General features: G+C 37.5%; 16 protein-coding genes. 8 read left to right on the forward strand and 8 right to left on the reverse strand.

The window, feature by feature from the left end; translation table 11 throughout:
- Nucleotides 1–85: 85 nt before the first annotated feature.
- From HU137_RS06240 to HU137_RS06255, 4 genes are read left to right on the forward strand one after another with little or no spacing between them, the layout of a single operon-like run.
- Nucleotides 86–694 carry a bifunctional nuclease family protein gene (locus HU137_RS06240; RefSeq protein ID WP_182042926.1) on the forward strand — a complete coding sequence of 203 codons (609 nt, stop codon included), beginning with the start codon at nucleotides 86–88 and terminating at the stop codon, nucleotides 692–694.
- A 16-nt stretch (nucleotides 695–710) separates the two neighbouring features.
- Entirely contained in the window at nucleotides 711–2087 is a 1377-nt protein-coding gene (locus HU137_RS06245) for a nucleoside permease (protein WP_182042927.1), read from the forward strand.
- Nucleotides 2088–2142: 55 nt separating this feature from the next.
- Entirely contained in the window at nucleotides 2143–2448 is a 306-nt protein-coding gene (locus HU137_RS06250) for a CD225/dispanin family protein (protein ID WP_182042928.1), read from the forward strand.
- Nucleotide 2449: 1 nt separating this feature from the next.
- Nucleotides 2450–2857 (forward strand): DUF2752 domain-containing protein, encoded by a 408-nt coding sequence (locus HU137_RS06255; protein ID WP_182042929.1) that lies wholly within the window; start codon nucleotides 2450–2452, stop codon nucleotides 2855–2857.
- Between the two features lie 58 nt (nucleotides 2858–2915).
- Here HU137_RS06255 and HU137_RS06260 read toward each other — a convergent pair whose 3' ends face one another.
- The 6 genes from HU137_RS06260 to HU137_RS06285 all read right to left on the reverse strand — a co-directional run bounded on the left by HU137_RS06260 (nucleotide 2916) and on the right by HU137_RS06285 (nucleotide 8301).
- Nucleotides 2916–3404 carry a dihydrofolate reductase gene (locus HU137_RS06260; RefSeq protein ID WP_182042930.1) on the reverse strand — a complete coding sequence of 163 codons (489 nt, stop codon included), beginning with the start codon at nucleotides 3402–3404 and terminating at the stop codon, nucleotides 2916–2918.
- Between the two features lie 51 nt (nucleotides 3405–3455).
- Nucleotides 3456–5996, reverse strand: a complete 2541-nt coding sequence (locus HU137_RS06265) for a M1 family metallopeptidase (RefSeq protein WP_182042931.1) — start codon at nucleotides 5994–5996, stop codon at nucleotides 3456–3458.
- 116 nt (nucleotides 5997–6112) lie between these two features.
- A complete protein-coding gene (bla, locus tag HU137_RS06270) occupies nucleotides 6113–6850 on the reverse strand; it encodes a subclass B1 metallo-beta-lactamase (RefSeq protein WP_182042932.1) in 738 nt (245 codons plus the stop codon).
- A gap of 36 nt (nucleotides 6851–6886) precedes the next feature.
- The gene (locus HU137_RS06275) at nucleotides 6887–7681 is read right to left on the reverse strand and encodes a thymidylate synthase (RefSeq protein WP_182042933.1); all 795 of its coding nucleotides are present in this window, start codon (nucleotides 7679–7681) and stop codon (nucleotides 6887–6889) included.
- A gap of 189 nt (nucleotides 7682–7870) precedes the next feature.
- Entirely contained in the window at nucleotides 7871–8107 is a 237-nt protein-coding gene (locus tag HU137_RS06280; protein ID WP_182042934.1) for a hypothetical protein, read from the reverse strand.
- The gene (locus HU137_RS06285) at nucleotides 8095–8301 is read right to left on the reverse strand and encodes a hypothetical protein (protein WP_182042935.1); all 207 of its coding nucleotides are present in this window, start codon (nucleotides 8299–8301) and stop codon (nucleotides 8095–8097) included. The genes HU137_RS06280 and HU137_RS06285 overlap by 13 nt, the downstream gene beginning before the upstream one ends.
- A 110-nt stretch (nucleotides 8302–8411) precedes the next feature.
- Between HU137_RS06285 and rlmB the strand changes: the two genes are divergently transcribed.
- The 4 genes from rlmB to HU137_RS06305 all read left to right on the forward strand — a co-directional run bounded on the left by rlmB (nucleotide 8412) and on the right by HU137_RS06305 (nucleotide 12436).
- A complete protein-coding gene (gene rlmB / locus HU137_RS06290) occupies nucleotides 8412–9161 on the forward strand; it encodes a 23S rRNA (guanosine(2251)-2'-O)-methyltransferase RlmB (protein WP_182042936.1) in 750 nt (249 codons plus the stop codon).
- Nucleotides 9162–9180: 19 nt separating this feature from the next.
- Nucleotides 9181–9570, forward strand: coding sequence for a hypothetical protein (locus HU137_RS06295; RefSeq protein WP_182042937.1), 390 nt, complete (start codon nucleotides 9181–9183; stop codon nucleotides 9568–9570).
- A gap of 78 nt (nucleotides 9571–9648) precedes the next feature.
- On the forward strand, nucleotides 9649–12081 hold the full coding sequence (locus HU137_RS06300) for a TonB-dependent receptor domain-containing protein (RefSeq protein ID WP_182042938.1): 2433 nt from the start codon (nucleotides 9649–9651) through the stop codon (nucleotides 12079–12081).
- Between the two features lie 115 nt (nucleotides 12082–12196).
- A complete protein-coding gene (locus HU137_RS06305; protein ID WP_182042939.1) occupies nucleotides 12197–12436 on the forward strand; it encodes a hypothetical protein in 240 nt (79 codons plus the stop codon).
- A 55-nt stretch (nucleotides 12437–12491) separates the two neighbouring features.
- Here the strand turns inward: HU137_RS06305 and HU137_RS06310 are convergent, their stop codons facing one another.
- Together HU137_RS06310 and xrtF are read right to left on the reverse strand one after the other, a co-directional pair.
- Entirely contained in the window at nucleotides 12492–12929 is a 438-nt protein-coding gene (locus HU137_RS06310; RefSeq protein ID WP_182042940.1) for an exosortase F system-associated membrane protein, read from the reverse strand.
- Complete coding sequence (xrtF, locus tag HU137_RS06315; RefSeq protein ID WP_182042941.1) at nucleotides 12913–13467, reverse strand: exosortase family protein XrtF; 555 nt, start codon at nucleotides 13465–13467, stop codon at nucleotides 12913–12915. The genes HU137_RS06310 and xrtF overlap by 17 nt, the downstream gene beginning before the upstream one ends.
- Nucleotide 13468: the final 1 nt, after the last annotated feature.

Here is a 13468-nt window from a genome sequence, read left to right on the forward strand (position 1 = left end):
CTGGTTTTCAAAACCTGGGAGGTTTTTATTTTTTTCCCTTATAAAAATTTCCCTAAATTGTAGATTTTATTAGCTTTACAGACTGATGGAGAATTTAGTAAAACTAAACATAAAAGGCATTTCGTATAGTCAAACCCAAACCGGTGCTTATGCCCTGATTTTAGAGGAAGAATTGGGGATGAGGAAGTTGCCGATTATCATAGGAAGTTTTGAGGCGCAGTCCATTGCATTGGCTTTGGAAAAAGACATCCGAACGCCAAGACCCTTGACGCATGATTTATTTGTTTCGATGGGGCAGGCTTTTAATTTTTTCGTGAAAGGCGTCTTTATCCATAAACTCGAAGATGGCGTTTTTTATTCGAACATTTTGATGGAAGACAAAGACGGAAAGGAAGAGGAGATCGATTCCCGAACTTCAGATGCTATCGCGCTTGCGATCCGATTTGATGCGCCGATTTTCGCTTTGGAGAAGGTGATGGAAAAAGCCGGAATTCATCTGGAGGTACAAGAAAAAGAAGAAAAAAGCATCGCTAGCGCCATTCGTGAAATCGAAAAAGAAGTTGCCAAACAAGAAAAAAGATTTGATTTTTCTTCCAAATCCAAAGAGGAATTGGAAGCCGAAATGAAAGAAGCCGTGAAAAAAGAAGACTACGAACTAGCGGCACGTCTTCGCGACGAACTCGATAAACGCTAATTAACACAGATTTTTTATGTCAATAAAATTAAGATTGATCATCCTGAACTTTTTTCAATTTTTTGTTTGGGGTGCATGGTTGATAACGATTGCCAACTATTGGTTTGGAACCAAACAATGGGATGGGACACAGTTTGGGATCATCTTTTCTACCATGGGGATTGCTTCTTTATTTGTACCAACTCTAACGGGAATCATCGCTGACCGATGGGTAAATGCTGAAAAACTCTATGCGATTTTGCAAATCGGATACGCCATTTCGCTCTATTTTTTAACAACGGTTGATGATCCAACGACCTTTTTCTGGGTCATGCTTTTGGCGATGTGTTTTTATATGCCAACGATTGCTTTAAACAATTCGATTTCTTATTCCTTATTGAAACAAAATAGTTTTGAAGTAGTAAAAGACTTTCCACCCATTCGGGTTTGGGGAACGATTGGATTCATCGCTGCGATGTGGTTGACCAATTTGACCGGAAATAAAGCATCTGAATTTCAGTTTTACATCGCCGGCATTGCGGCGTTGGGAATCGGTTTATTTGCTTTTTTCTTGCCAGCGGTTCCGCCTCAAAATGTAGCCAAAGAAGAAAATTCGAGTTGGGTACAAGTTTGGGGATTGGATGCTTTTAAATTATTTAAGAATTATAAAATGGCATTGTTCTTTATTTTCTCCATGTTTTTAGGTGGAGCATTACAATTGACCAATGCCTATGGAGATGTATTTCTGGATGAATTCAAATTCTTTCCCAAATATGCCGATTCTTTTGTGGTGAAATATTCGACCATCATCATGTCCATTTCCCAAATTTCCGAAACCGTATTCATCCTGGCGATTCCTTTCTTTTTAAAACGATATGGTATCAAAAAAGTGATGCTGATGTCGATGATCGCATGGTTTTTACGATTTGGATTGTTTGCGTATGGAAATCCGATGGATGGACTTTGGATGATCATTCTTTCCTGTATCGTATATGGGATGGCGTTTGATTTTTTCAATATCTCAGGGTCATTATTTGTAGAAACCAATACCAATGCAAAAATTCGTTCTTCCGCTCAAGGTCTTTTTATGATGATGACCAATGGTGTAGGCGCCATATTTGGAAGTGTCGTTTCCGGTTGGCTTATCGATAAATTTTTCACGAAATCTTTTACGAATTCAACTGATTTGGCGAGTTTTTTAGAAACCAATCCGGAAGATGGTTTATTGGCCAAATTTATAACAGATCATGGATCAACTGTGGATGTAAATGGGATTTTGAGTCAAACCATCCAACTCAAAGACTGGCACCAAATCTGGTTGGTTTTTGCAATTTATGCCTTGGTCATCGCTGTGCTTTTTGCATTGTTGTTTAAACACAAACACAATCCGGAAGAAATAAATACCGTCCATTAATTTGATTTTAAAAATCATTACATTCGTATAAATTTAAACTTAAAAACTTTTCAATATGGAAAATCAAGACAATATCAGACCGGGTGATGTACAGTCTCCGCCGGACAATAATTTGGTTTGGGCAATCGTATCAACTATTTTGTGTTGCTGGCCGATCGGTATTTTTGCGATCATAAAATCTACGAGTGTCAACAAACTTTGGGCACAAGGTGATTATGCAGGGGCACAAAAAGCAGCAGATGATGCAAAGAAATATTCGATTTGGGGAGCAGCAGCTGGTTTAATTTTGGTTGTATTGTACCTTATTTTTGTCGTTGCATTAGGCGTTGGTGGAAGTGTTTTAGACGGTTCTGGATATTAAAATGAAATATGTAAAAATAGGCCTCATCATGCTATTTGGTGGGGCTTTTTTGTTTTATTATTACAACTTCAATCCATCTGATCATTCAGAGCCATTTCTTTCTTGTCCTTCCAAATCCATTTTTGGTCTGAATTGTCCGGGTTGTGGTTCTCAGCGGTTGATTCATAATTTATTGCATCTGAATTTTTCAGAAGCCTTTCGGTACAATCCTTTGCTTTTTATTCTTTTACCTTTTGTAGCTTATATTTCTTGGACGATGGTTTCCAATTTGTTTTTTGGAACCAAAATCCGTGTGAAAATCTTGTACCAGAATTGGTTTGTTTATCTGCTTTTTGGGACGATTATTTTGTACGGAATCTTAAGAAATCTCCCTTGGTATCCGTTTACTTTATTGGCACCGCCGGATTGAGTGGTTGAGTGGGAGAGTGATTGAGAAAAATCGTACTTTTGACTTCGTATATCAACTTTTAATTTCTTCTTTCGTAGCGCACAAACGAATAATCAAATTCATTTTTCTCATCCTTTTCAAATCTTTCTCTCGAAACTTCCTTCCAAATCTTTTCATCGATTTCAGGAAATCTTGTGTCGCCTTCAAATTCCTGATGAACTTCTGTAATTTCAAGAAAATCAGCGAATTTCATCGATTGTTTATAAATGTTTCCACCACCAAGGATAAAGATTTCATCGTCAAATTCTTTTGCTTTTTTGATGGCTTCTTCTAAAGAATTCGAAGTAAAAACACCTACTTCTTTCCATTCCTCGTTTCTGGTAATCACGATATTGGTTCTATTTGGAAGCGGTTTTCCAATCGATTCATAGGTTTTTCTTCCCATCAAAATCGGATGTCCGGAAGTGAGCGATTTGAACCGTTTTAAATCGGATGACAAATGCCAAATCAATTGATTTTCATTTCCGATGACGTTATTCTCTGCTTTGGCGACGATAATGGTAATCACGAATTTTAATATTTGAAAGTGAAGCCCCTCCAAAGGAGAGGCTTGAAAAGTTTATTTTAATGCATCTTTTGTGTCGGTCAACAATTGGATTTGCTCTTCCAAACCTTTTGATGGCGCAGTTTGATTGGCTTTGACTTTGAGTGAAATAGCTTGGTCCAATAAATTTCTGAACATCATCCCCAAACTTGGATTTTCTTTTCCATAATATTTATAAACCTGTTTGTAAAGCGAAGCTACTTTTTGTGTTGATTTCATATCGTCAGAACCCAAAACCCAAGCAAATCCAGGTTCCAATTTCGTGCCCAACGCTGGATCTTCATATTTCGTAAACAAATAAAAGGCAACGGATTCTGCCGCAACATTTAATTTGGAAGTATCATTGTTGGCCATCCAAATCGGTAAAAGTTCTGCAATCAATTCAGGATTGGTCGCCAAAACTTCATCTGAAAGTTTGGCCAATTCTTGCGTTTTTGTTGGGTCTAAACGTAAAACTCCAGATGCTGAAGCAGCTTGAACACTGAAAGATTGGCTTTTTAGTCCATTTTGGAAAACACCTAAATCCGATTCACCCATTTCGTTTAATTTGTTCAAAGCAGCTGCCTGCACTTTGGTTTTCGGATCAGCATTTGCCAATTTTTTTAAGATTGAATTCGCTTTGCTTTTCACTTTCGCATCTTTACCATCCAATTTGTTGATCGCAAAAATCCGAATGCCTTCATAAGAATCATTCAATGCTGAAACCAAAGTGTTCAATGCAGTTTCATTGGTTGCTTGTGCATTTGCCAAGTTCTCCAATGCCAAAAGTCTTGAGGTAAATTCATCTTTTGCAACTTTATATTGAGCGGCAAAAGCTTCAGTCGATTTGGTTTCCTTGATATCGCACAGAATGTCTTGGTTAGCATTTGGAATCACAACGTCCGGTGATTTGGAAGCATCAAATTCAAAACTATTTTCTTTCTTTTTGGCTACCCAAACGTTTTGACGACTTGCTTTTCCGTCAATCACAACATCGATTGCAAATGGGAATTCAAATAATTTGGATTGAGTTTGAACGAGCGTAACTTTTACCTTTTTGGTCGAAGCATTATAATCATAGGCAATGTTCAACTGCGGATGCCCGTTTCCGAAATACCATTGGTCAAAAAACCAATTCAAATCACGTCCACTCACAGCTTCCATCGCCAATCGGATTTGGACTGCTTCTGCTGTTCCGTATTCGTAATCATGTAAATATTTGCTCAATCCACCAAAAAATGCTTCGTCACCCAAATAACTTCTCAACATATGCAAAACGCCCTTTCCACCTTTGTTGTATGAAACGCCATCAAACATATCTTCTCTGGCTTCATAATGTACACGAACTAAATTTTTGTTGAAATTATTGGGATCCATTTTATAGCCTTGAAGGTCATCATATCGATCTTCTTCGGCTTTGTCTTTTCCGAATTTATGTTCAAACCAAAGGTATTCGGAGTAATTGGCAAGTGATTCATTTACAGTCAAATTTCCCCAACTTTCGGTCGTCACCAAATCTCCAAACCAATGGTGAAACAATTCGTGTGCAATGGTTCCTTCCCAAGTATTTTCATCGATGAGTTGTCCGGGTTTTTGTTGAACCCCTTCTGCAAAAATCACGGCAGTAGTGTTTTCCATCGCACCACTCACATAGTCTCTGGCAGAAATTTGATGGTATTTGTTCCATGGAAATTCATATTTCAACAAATCTGAAAAGAAACCGATCATTTCTGGCGTATTCCCAAAAATTTGTTTGGCATAAGGTTCATATTCGTGTTCTACATAATAATTTACTTCCAAATTTTTCCATTTGTCTTTTACGATCGCATAATCACCAATTCCTACAAAAAACAAATATGGCGCATGTTTTTGTTTGAAATTCCAATAGTCGGTTCTCGTTCCGTCGGAATTTTTGGTTTGTTTTTCCAATTTCCCGTTGGAAAGCGTGATGTATTTATCTGGAACGGTCAGGTACATTTCCTGCGAAGTTTTCTGGTTGGGTTTGTCTATGGTCGGAAACCAACAAGAAGAAGATTCGGTTTCGCCTTGTGTCCAAACTTGAGTTGGTTTGTCCGGATCGGTTCCTTGCGCATTGATGAAATACATTCCTTTTGCATCGGTAATCGCCGCACTTCCGGCTTGTTTCACTTCATTGGGACGAGCGGTATATTTGATGTAAAGGGTATATTCTTCGTTTCTTTTGTAGGTTTTATCGAGGTCGATGAATAGTTGTTGATCGTCGTTGGTAAATTTTAATTTGGATTTTGCATTTCCTTTTACCAATTCCACGTCGTGAATCAACATTGCTTTCGCGTCCAAAGTCAATTTATTGGTTGAATAAAAATGTGGTTTTAAGGTAATCCAGGCTTCGCCGTTTACTTGCTCTTTTTCCCAGTCAAATTTCAAATCCAATTTGGTGTGAACCAAATCATGAATTTTTTCCGCTTCCGCCCGGTAGACTTCCGATTTGTTGGATTGATTTTCTTTGTAACTCGGTGGCAAAGCGTCTTTGACTTGCGCTAATGAAATAGTTGAAATAAAAAGAAGGGAGGCAAGGCCGAATAATTGGTTTTTCATCGAATAAAAAATTGAATTGAAATAAATGGGTCGAAAGATAAAGAGAATTGTTACAATAAGAGGTTAAAGGAATATTAAAGCCATAACCTTGTCAAGGTTTGGAACCTTGACAAGGCTTATTGAAACAATTGAATTGTATAATCCAACAATTCCATTCCGCCGCGTTTTCCGTGTCCGGGAATGACGATTTTCAGATTGGGGTATTTGACCTTGATTTTTTGAACGGTTTCGGACCAAGCATTTTCATTGGCATCGCCGAGATAGCCTTTGGTGGCGTTCATTTCTTTTATCAAACATCCGCCAAACAAAACTTCCTCTTCCGGAAAATAAACCACAATGTTGTCTCGCGTATGACCTTCGCCGAAATAATTCAGATATACTTTTTTATTGCCGACTTTTAGCGTGAATTCTTTGTCAATGCCATTTTGAGGAATGTTTTTAGTTTCGTTTTTCAACAAATCAATCGTCATTTTGTTGGCATAAGACGGAACACCGATTTTATGAAATTCGTCCAATCCGCCGATGCAATCTTCATGGAAATGTGTCGCAGTCACAGATTTGATTTTGAAATTTAGAGCTTGCAAAAATTCAATCAATTCTTTGGAACTTTCTCTATCCGTCGGCGTATCGAAAACCGCCGCTTCGCCATTGTCCACGACAATCATTCCGTTGCAAGGAACTTTACCAAAATCATCGGTTTGCAAATAGGAAATGTGCTGGTAAACGTTTTCTGAAAGTTTGATGACGGTTAAATTTTTAGATTCATAAATCGTGTATTGTTTTGTGCTGGGTTGAATTTGTTTGGTGCAAGAAAAAATAGTAATCAGCAATAATATGAGTGAAATTGGTTTCATTTAAAACTCAAAATTTATAATTTAAAATAAAAGAAACTAAACCGCCACTTCTCCTTTGATATGCGGATGTGGATCATAGTCTTCTAACGTAAAATCTTCAAATTTAAAACTGAAAATATCCTTTACTTCCGGATTGATTTTCATCGTCGGTAATTTCCTTGGTTCGCGAGTCAACTGCAGATTAATCTGATCGAAGTGATTCGAATAAATATGCGCATCGCCAAACGTATGCACAAAATCACCTTCTTGTAAACCACAAACCTGCGCCATCATTTTCAGCAAAAGCGCATAGGAAGCGATGTTGAACGGAACGCCGAGAAAGATGTCCGCACTTCGTTGGTACAATTGCAAAGACAATTTTCCATCGGCTACATAAAATTGGAAAAAAGCATGACAAGGCGCCAAAGCCATTTGGTCGAGTTCACCTACATTCCAGGCTGAAACAATTATACGCCTTGAATCGGGGTTGCTTTTGATTTGTTCAACGGCTTGTTTGATTTGGTCAATGGTTTCGCCGTTTGGTTTCCCCCAGCTGCGCCATTGGTGCCCGTAAACCGGTCCGAGATTTCCGTTTTCATCGGCCCATTCGTTCCAAATGCGCACACCGTTTTCTTGCAAATATTGGACATTTGTATCGCCATTTAAAAACCAAAGCAATTCGTGAACGATGGATTTCAAATGCAATTTTTTGGTCGTCACCATCGGAAATCCTTCCTGCATATCGAAACGCATTTGGTATCCGAAAACACTCTTGGTTCCCGTTCCGGTGCGGTCTTCCTTAAAACTTCCGTGATCCATCACGTGACGACATAAATCCAAATATTGCTGCATATTTTATGAATTAAATAAGTTGTTTTTAATTTTTAATGAAGTTTTCAAAGTTCCGATTTTTCATTTGAACTGGCTAATTTAGATATTCACAAATGTTGAAAATTATAGATTTAGGAATTGGGATTCCGGTTGATGGTTGTTAATTATTTTTCTAACAACGAATTTATCTTGCTTGATTTCAAAAAATATTTACCAAGTTGTCGCTGTGTTTGCTTTGTAAAATGTGTAGAAACTTCCATGTTGGATTAAATTCTGAGGTGATTTCTTACGAGGGGTATCAGGTAAATCGTTTAGTATGAAATCTAAAATTCGCCCCACATAATCCAAAGAAAAATCTACAAAACTGAAATATTCTTCTTCAAAAAGTTTAAATATTAAATCATCAAAATAATCCATTACAGATTTTTCAATAATTACTTTTTCCATGGATAAGCTTTGATTCTGTTGAAAATTTCTTCTTTAAATTCAGCCACTGTATAACCTTCAGCAAAAGCTTTATCAAAATCAAATTCAACATTATCTTCTTGATTCAGGATTTTTTCGATTTCATCCAAAACAATTTCGTTTTCTACATTAGAAAGCCTTTCAATTAACTTTGATCTTTTTTCTTGAAATTCCATAACGATTTGTTTTGAACAAATTTAAGGATTTAATATTTAGATTTTTGGAACATTTTATAACATCAATCATCCCAACACCCTACATCCAACCATTTCCTTACCTTTGCCCCATGGAAAGAGAAAAAGAATCAGGGATTTTCGGATTGCGTCCGGTGATCGAAGCCATCGAAGCCGGAAAAACAATCGACAAATTATTTGTTCAAAAAGGATTACAAGGTGAAATTTTTTCCGAACTCCGGAAATTGATTTCACTGTACGAAATCCCGACACAATACGTTCCGGTGGAAAAGTTAAACCGCCTGACCCGCAAAAACCACCAAGGCGTTTTTGCTTTTCTTTCTCCTATAGAATTTGATTCGATCGAAAACGTTTTGCCGCAAATTTACGAACAAGGAAAAACGCCTTTTCTTTTGATTCTCGACCGCGTGAGTGATGTTCGGAACTTCGGAGCGATTGCCCGAACGGCAGAATGTGTAGGCGTGGACGCGATTATTATTCCACAAAAAGGTTCGGCTTCCGTAAATGCTGATGCGGTGAAAACTTCAACCGGTGCTTTGTACAACATTCCGGTTTGTAAAGAACCCAATCTTCGGAAGGTTTTTCAGTATTTAAAACAATCGGGAATTCAAATCGTGAGTGCAACAGAAAAAGCAAGTGATTTCATTTACGATGCCGATTATACGGTTCCTACAGCCATTGTGATGGGAAGTGAAGAAGACGGAATCTCAGATGATTTAATCAAAATTTCCGATCACATTGTCAAATTACCAATGTTCGGAAAAACTTCTTCTTTGAATGTCTCAGTTGCCTGTGGCGTGTTTTTGTATGAAGTCGTGAGGCAAAGAACGGAATTCAAATAAAATAACTAATTTTGCCATTGTGAAAAAATCATTTCAGATACTCACTATTTTGTTGGCGATGCTCGTTTTTCTGTCGCCGATGCTTTCATTTGCATCGGTTTTGACTGTGGAAGAGCATCCGTCTGAAATGAGTTGCTGTATGGTGGACGATTCAAAAAACAGTGAACAGGATTGTTGTCATGCTGATCAACCCATTTCTACAAAAAATAAATGCGGTGACAATGGTTGTCCTTCTAATGATTGTCATTTTCATCAGGTAACGGTTTTTCATATTTATTTCCCTGATAATTTAGAGGAAAAAGAATCTCATTTAATTTCTTCCGAAAAATTAAAATCTGAAAACAATAAATCTTTGTTGATTGAAGATTTAAGTTATTCTTTTTGGAATCCTCCGAAATACATTTCTTGATTTTGCGAATCTCGAACTTCGATTCCGACGATTCGGAACGTAGTTCGAAAAATTTAGTTTAAATTTTAATCAAATGAAATGTATAAATTCAAAATATTTACATTCTTGTTGCTTTTGGGAATCAGTCTTTCAGCACAAGAAATAACAGAAGAAATCAAAGTCAGAGGGAATTGTGGGATGTGTAAAGACCGGATAGAGTCTACGGTGAACACTTTTCCATCTGCAAATGGAAGTTGGAATATCAATTCTAAAATCTTAACGTTAAGTTTTGATCCAAAGAAAACTTCTAAAGACCAAATCATGAAAAAAGTGGCGGAAGTAGGGCACGATAATGAACTGTATTTGGCAGATGATAAGGTTTATCAATCGCTTCCGGGATGTTGTCAATTTGACAGAGAAATCTCTTGGGATCAAGTCGCAAACAGTGAAGGGACTCATGGAGGAGAAGAAGTAGTAGTAGAGGAAACGGTAGATGAACACGGACATGTTCATGATGGAGAAACTCAAGCGCATGAAACAACCGAAGATTTGACACAAGAAGAGGATTGGTCAGACGAAGCGGTAGACTTAACAGCCTTAACCATCACGGGAAGCAAAGCGGCGCATGCTTTTGATAAAAATGCAGCCGGATTGGTGGAGAACATCAGTGATCAAGAATTGTTGAAGGCCGCTTGTTGTAATTTGTCTGAGAGTTTTGAAACCAACGCTACGGTGGATGTTTCTTATGCCAATGCCGTTTCCGGCACCAAACAATTGAAAATGCTCGGTCTGGATCAGAAATATATATTGCTGACCAAAGAACTTCTGCCAGAAATCAGAGGGATTTCTTCGGCTTATGGGATGAATTTCATTCCCGGAAGATGGATCCAGGGCATCCAGTTGGCAAAAGGTGGAGGTTCAGTTACGAACGGTTATGAAGCCATCGCCGGACATATCAATACCGAATTGTACAAATCACACGATAAAGCCAAAACTTCTTTGAATTTCTTTGGTGATATCAATACGCGATTTGAAGGGAATTTCGTTCATAATGATGCCATAACAGATAAATGGACGCAGTCTATTTTGTTGCACGGAAATGCTACGACCAGTCGCCAAGATCATAATGATGATGGATTTATGGATCAACCGATCGGGCGAAACATCAATGTTGCTTATTTGTTGAATTTTGCCGATTTGGAAAATTCGGGATTCATGACGCATTTCGGAGTGAATTATGTGAATGACCATCGTTTGGGCGGTCAAACGCATTTCCGAGAGGATTCCGATAAAGGAACGACCAATGCGTATGGAATTGGGCTCGATATCCAAAGATTTCAAGTTTGGAATAAAACGGGTTATATTTTTCCCGGAAAACCGTATCAAAGCATCGGTTGGATGAACCAATTCAATTACAATGAACAGAAAAGTTATTTCGGATTGAGAACTTATGATGCCGAACAGCGAACTTATTATTCGAATTTAATTTTTGAAAGCATTTTAGGCAATACCGCTCATAAATACAAAGCAGGATTGAGTTTTTTATTTGATCACTATGATGAAATTTATAACCTAATGAATTTCAAACGCGATGAAACCGTTCCGGGAGCATTTGCCGAATATACCTATTCGGGTGATAAACTAACTGTTGTAGCAGGAGCGAGATTGGATATGCATAATTTGGCAGGAACTCAGTTTACGCCGAGATTGAATGTGAAATATGACATCGCACCGAAAACCATTTTGCGCGCTTCGGCAGGAAAAGGATTTAGGACAGCCAATGTTTTTGCGGAAAGCCAAGCTTATTTGGCTTCCAATCGTATGATTGAAATTATTCCAAATGAAAACGGTGAAATCTATGGTTTGGAGCCGGAAATTGCATGGAATTATGGTGTCAGTTTGCAACAAGAATTCAAATTATTTGGAAGAAAAAGTACGGTTGTAGCAGATTTGTTCCGAACAGATTTTGAGAATCAAGTCGTGTTGGATTTGGACAATTCTCCTCAAACTTTGTTGTTCTATAATTTAGACGGTAAATCTTATGCCAATAGTTTGCAGATCCAATGGGATTTCGAGCCGGTTAGACGTTTAGAAGCCCGATTGGCGTATAAATATTATGATACAAAATCTGATTATTTATCCGGAGAAAAAGAATTGCCTTTTACACCGAAACACAGAGGATTTGTCAATTTAGCATACGGAACCATGAAGAAATTTAATGGTGCGCAATGGAATTTTGATACGACTTTACAATGGGTAGGTGAGCAGCGTATTCCTTCCACAGCTAGCAATCCGGTGGAATTTCAAAAACCGGAATATGGTGAATCTTACTTTTTGTTGAATGCGCAGATTTCGAGAAATTTCAACAAAGTATTGCGCGTTTATGTCGGTGCGGAAAATTTGTTGAGCTATACACAAGATGATGCGATAATCGACGCGGAAAATCCATTTGGAAATTATTTTGATGGCGGAATGGTCTATGCGCCTGTAATGCCTGCGAATTTCTACATCGGAATCGATATTGATTTTTAAAATTAATTTCAAATATTTATTTCAAACCTGACGAGTTTTGAAACCTGTCAGGTTTTTTTATGATTTATTTCGAAATGACTAATTTTGATTGAAATTAAATCCAAAATCTATTCGTATGAAATACACAACGATTATCGGAATTTTGCTCATCGCCATCGGTTTGGTGGCTTCATTTGTAGGGAAAATCAATTTTAGCGAATTGATCACAGAGCCTGAATTTTCTTTGGGAATTCTTTTCGGCGGCGGAATCGGCATTCTGTTTGGTGGATTTATAGGTTGGTTGTATAAAAAGCCTTATGCACCTAAATCTACCAAGTCAGACTCAAATACGCCTACTGAAACAGCTTCGAAATAAAGAATTTCTTGAAACAAACTATCCCCGTCGCAGAGTGTCGAGGAATTCTTTTTGATTAAATTTCCTTTGTTTTCTGTTGATGGTAAAAAAAAGCCGGAATCAAAAGCAGAAGCAGAACCGGTTGAATCAGAAATCTTCTGACATAAAACCCATAATTTACACCTAAACTAAATTGGGTTTCAAGGAAAAATAGATACAATGGAAGAAAGATGATCAGAAATCCTACGCCAATAAGGATCGTATATTTTACATAATCTTTGCGCCAAAAAATCAAACCTACGATCCATACGGAAAGCAAAAGATTTAGAAAATAACGAAAAAGATGGTTTAAAATCAATTTTCCTAAATCGTAATCTGGAAATTTTCCGGAATAGAAATCAGTTTTAAAATAAAGAAGAAAAGGATCATAAAACAATTCCGTCTCATATTTCCGAACCAAAATTAATCCGAAAATGAGTACAGCAGCCAGAAAATACCTAAGCCATTTGTTCATCTGAATTTTGAATTGGTTTTTTCAATGCAAAGTATTTCACCCAAATGATCCAAAGCAAAACGATCGTTCCGTATAAAATTGCCGGAAATAGATAGTCATGCGCCATTTTTCCGTATTCGTGGTGATAAGCAAATATATAATTGAGCAAGACGATTCTGGCGACATTCATGATTTGGATGATGATGAGTCCACCCAAAATGTACAAAATGGTTTGTTTCCATGTGGTTGAAAAAGCAACAATAAAAGCAACGAAAATCAACATGATCGAAATGGCATTACAGCCTTCGTTGATGTAAGATGGCCATTTTTCATTGACCCCAATCCAAATCCAAGGACGTGTTTTATCAACCAGTTGTCTGGATTCAATTCCGAGCGAATTGAGTGATGAAACCGTGCAATCTGCAATGAATCCGCTGTATGGATCCGGTTTGTTTTCACTGTGGTATTGATCGAGATAAAGATTGTAAAGAATTAAAAGTATTCCCCAAACGACTATGAATTTCAAAACAAAAATCAAAATGGGTTTAAAATCTTTCATT

This window comes from Moheibacter lacus (assembly GCF_014042165.1).
Classification (GTDB): Bacteria; Bacteroidota; Bacteroidia; order Flavobacteriales; family Weeksellaceae; genus Moheibacter; species Moheibacter lacus.

What these genes read in the sequence shown, in the direction of transcription:
- HU137_RS06240 (WP_182042926.1), top strand. Translation starts at nt 86, where the DNA reads ATGGAGAATTTAGTAAAACTAAACATAAAAGGCATTTCGTATAGTCAA.
- HU137_RS06245 (WP_182042927.1), top strand. Translation starts at nt 711, where the DNA reads ATGTCAATAAAATTAAGATTGATCATCCTGAACTTTTTTCAATTTTTT.
- HU137_RS06275 (WP_182042933.1), bottom strand. Translation starts at nt 7,681, where the DNA reads ATGCAGCAATATTTGGATTTATGTCGTCACGTGATGGATCACGGAAGT.
- HU137_RS06255 (WP_182042929.1), top strand. Translation starts at nt 2,450, where the DNA reads ATGAAATATGTAAAAATAGGCCTCATCATGCTATTTGGTGGGGCTTTT.
- HU137_RS06285 (WP_182042935.1), bottom strand. Translation starts at nt 8,301, where the DNA reads ATGGAATTTCAAGAAAAAAGATCAAAGTTAATTGAAAGGCTTTCTAAT.
- rlmB (WP_182042936.1), top strand. Translation starts at nt 8,412, where the DNA reads ATGGAAAGAGAAAAAGAATCAGGGATTTTCGGATTGCGTCCGGTGATC.
- HU137_RS06305 (WP_182042939.1), top strand. Translation starts at nt 12,197, where the DNA reads ATGAAATACACAACGATTATCGGAATTTTGCTCATCGCCATCGGTTTG.
- HU137_RS06280 (WP_182042934.1), bottom strand. Translation starts at nt 8,107, where the DNA reads ATGGAAAAAGTAATTATTGAAAAATCTGTAATGGATTATTTTGATGAT.
- HU137_RS06300 (WP_182042938.1), top strand. Translation starts at nt 9,649, where the DNA reads ATGTATAAATTCAAAATATTTACATTCTTGTTGCTTTTGGGAATCAGT.
- HU137_RS06265 (WP_182042931.1), bottom strand. Translation starts at nt 5,996, where the DNA reads ATGAAAAACCAATTATTCGGCCTTGCCTCCCTTCTTTTTATTTCAACT.
- HU137_RS06250 (WP_182042928.1), top strand. Translation starts at nt 2,143, where the DNA reads ATGGAAAATCAAGACAATATCAGACCGGGTGATGTACAGTCTCCGCCG.
- bla (WP_182042932.1), bottom strand. Translation starts at nt 6,850, where the DNA reads ATGAAACCAATTTCACTCATATTATTGCTGATTACTATTTTTTCTTGC.
- HU137_RS06310 (WP_182042940.1), bottom strand. Translation starts at nt 12,929, where the DNA reads ATGAACAAATGGCTTAGGTATTTTCTGGCTGCTGTACTCATTTTCGGA.
- xrtF (WP_182042941.1), bottom strand. Translation starts at nt 13,467, where the DNA reads ATGAAAGATTTTAAACCCATTTTGATTTTTGTTTTGAAATTCATAGTC.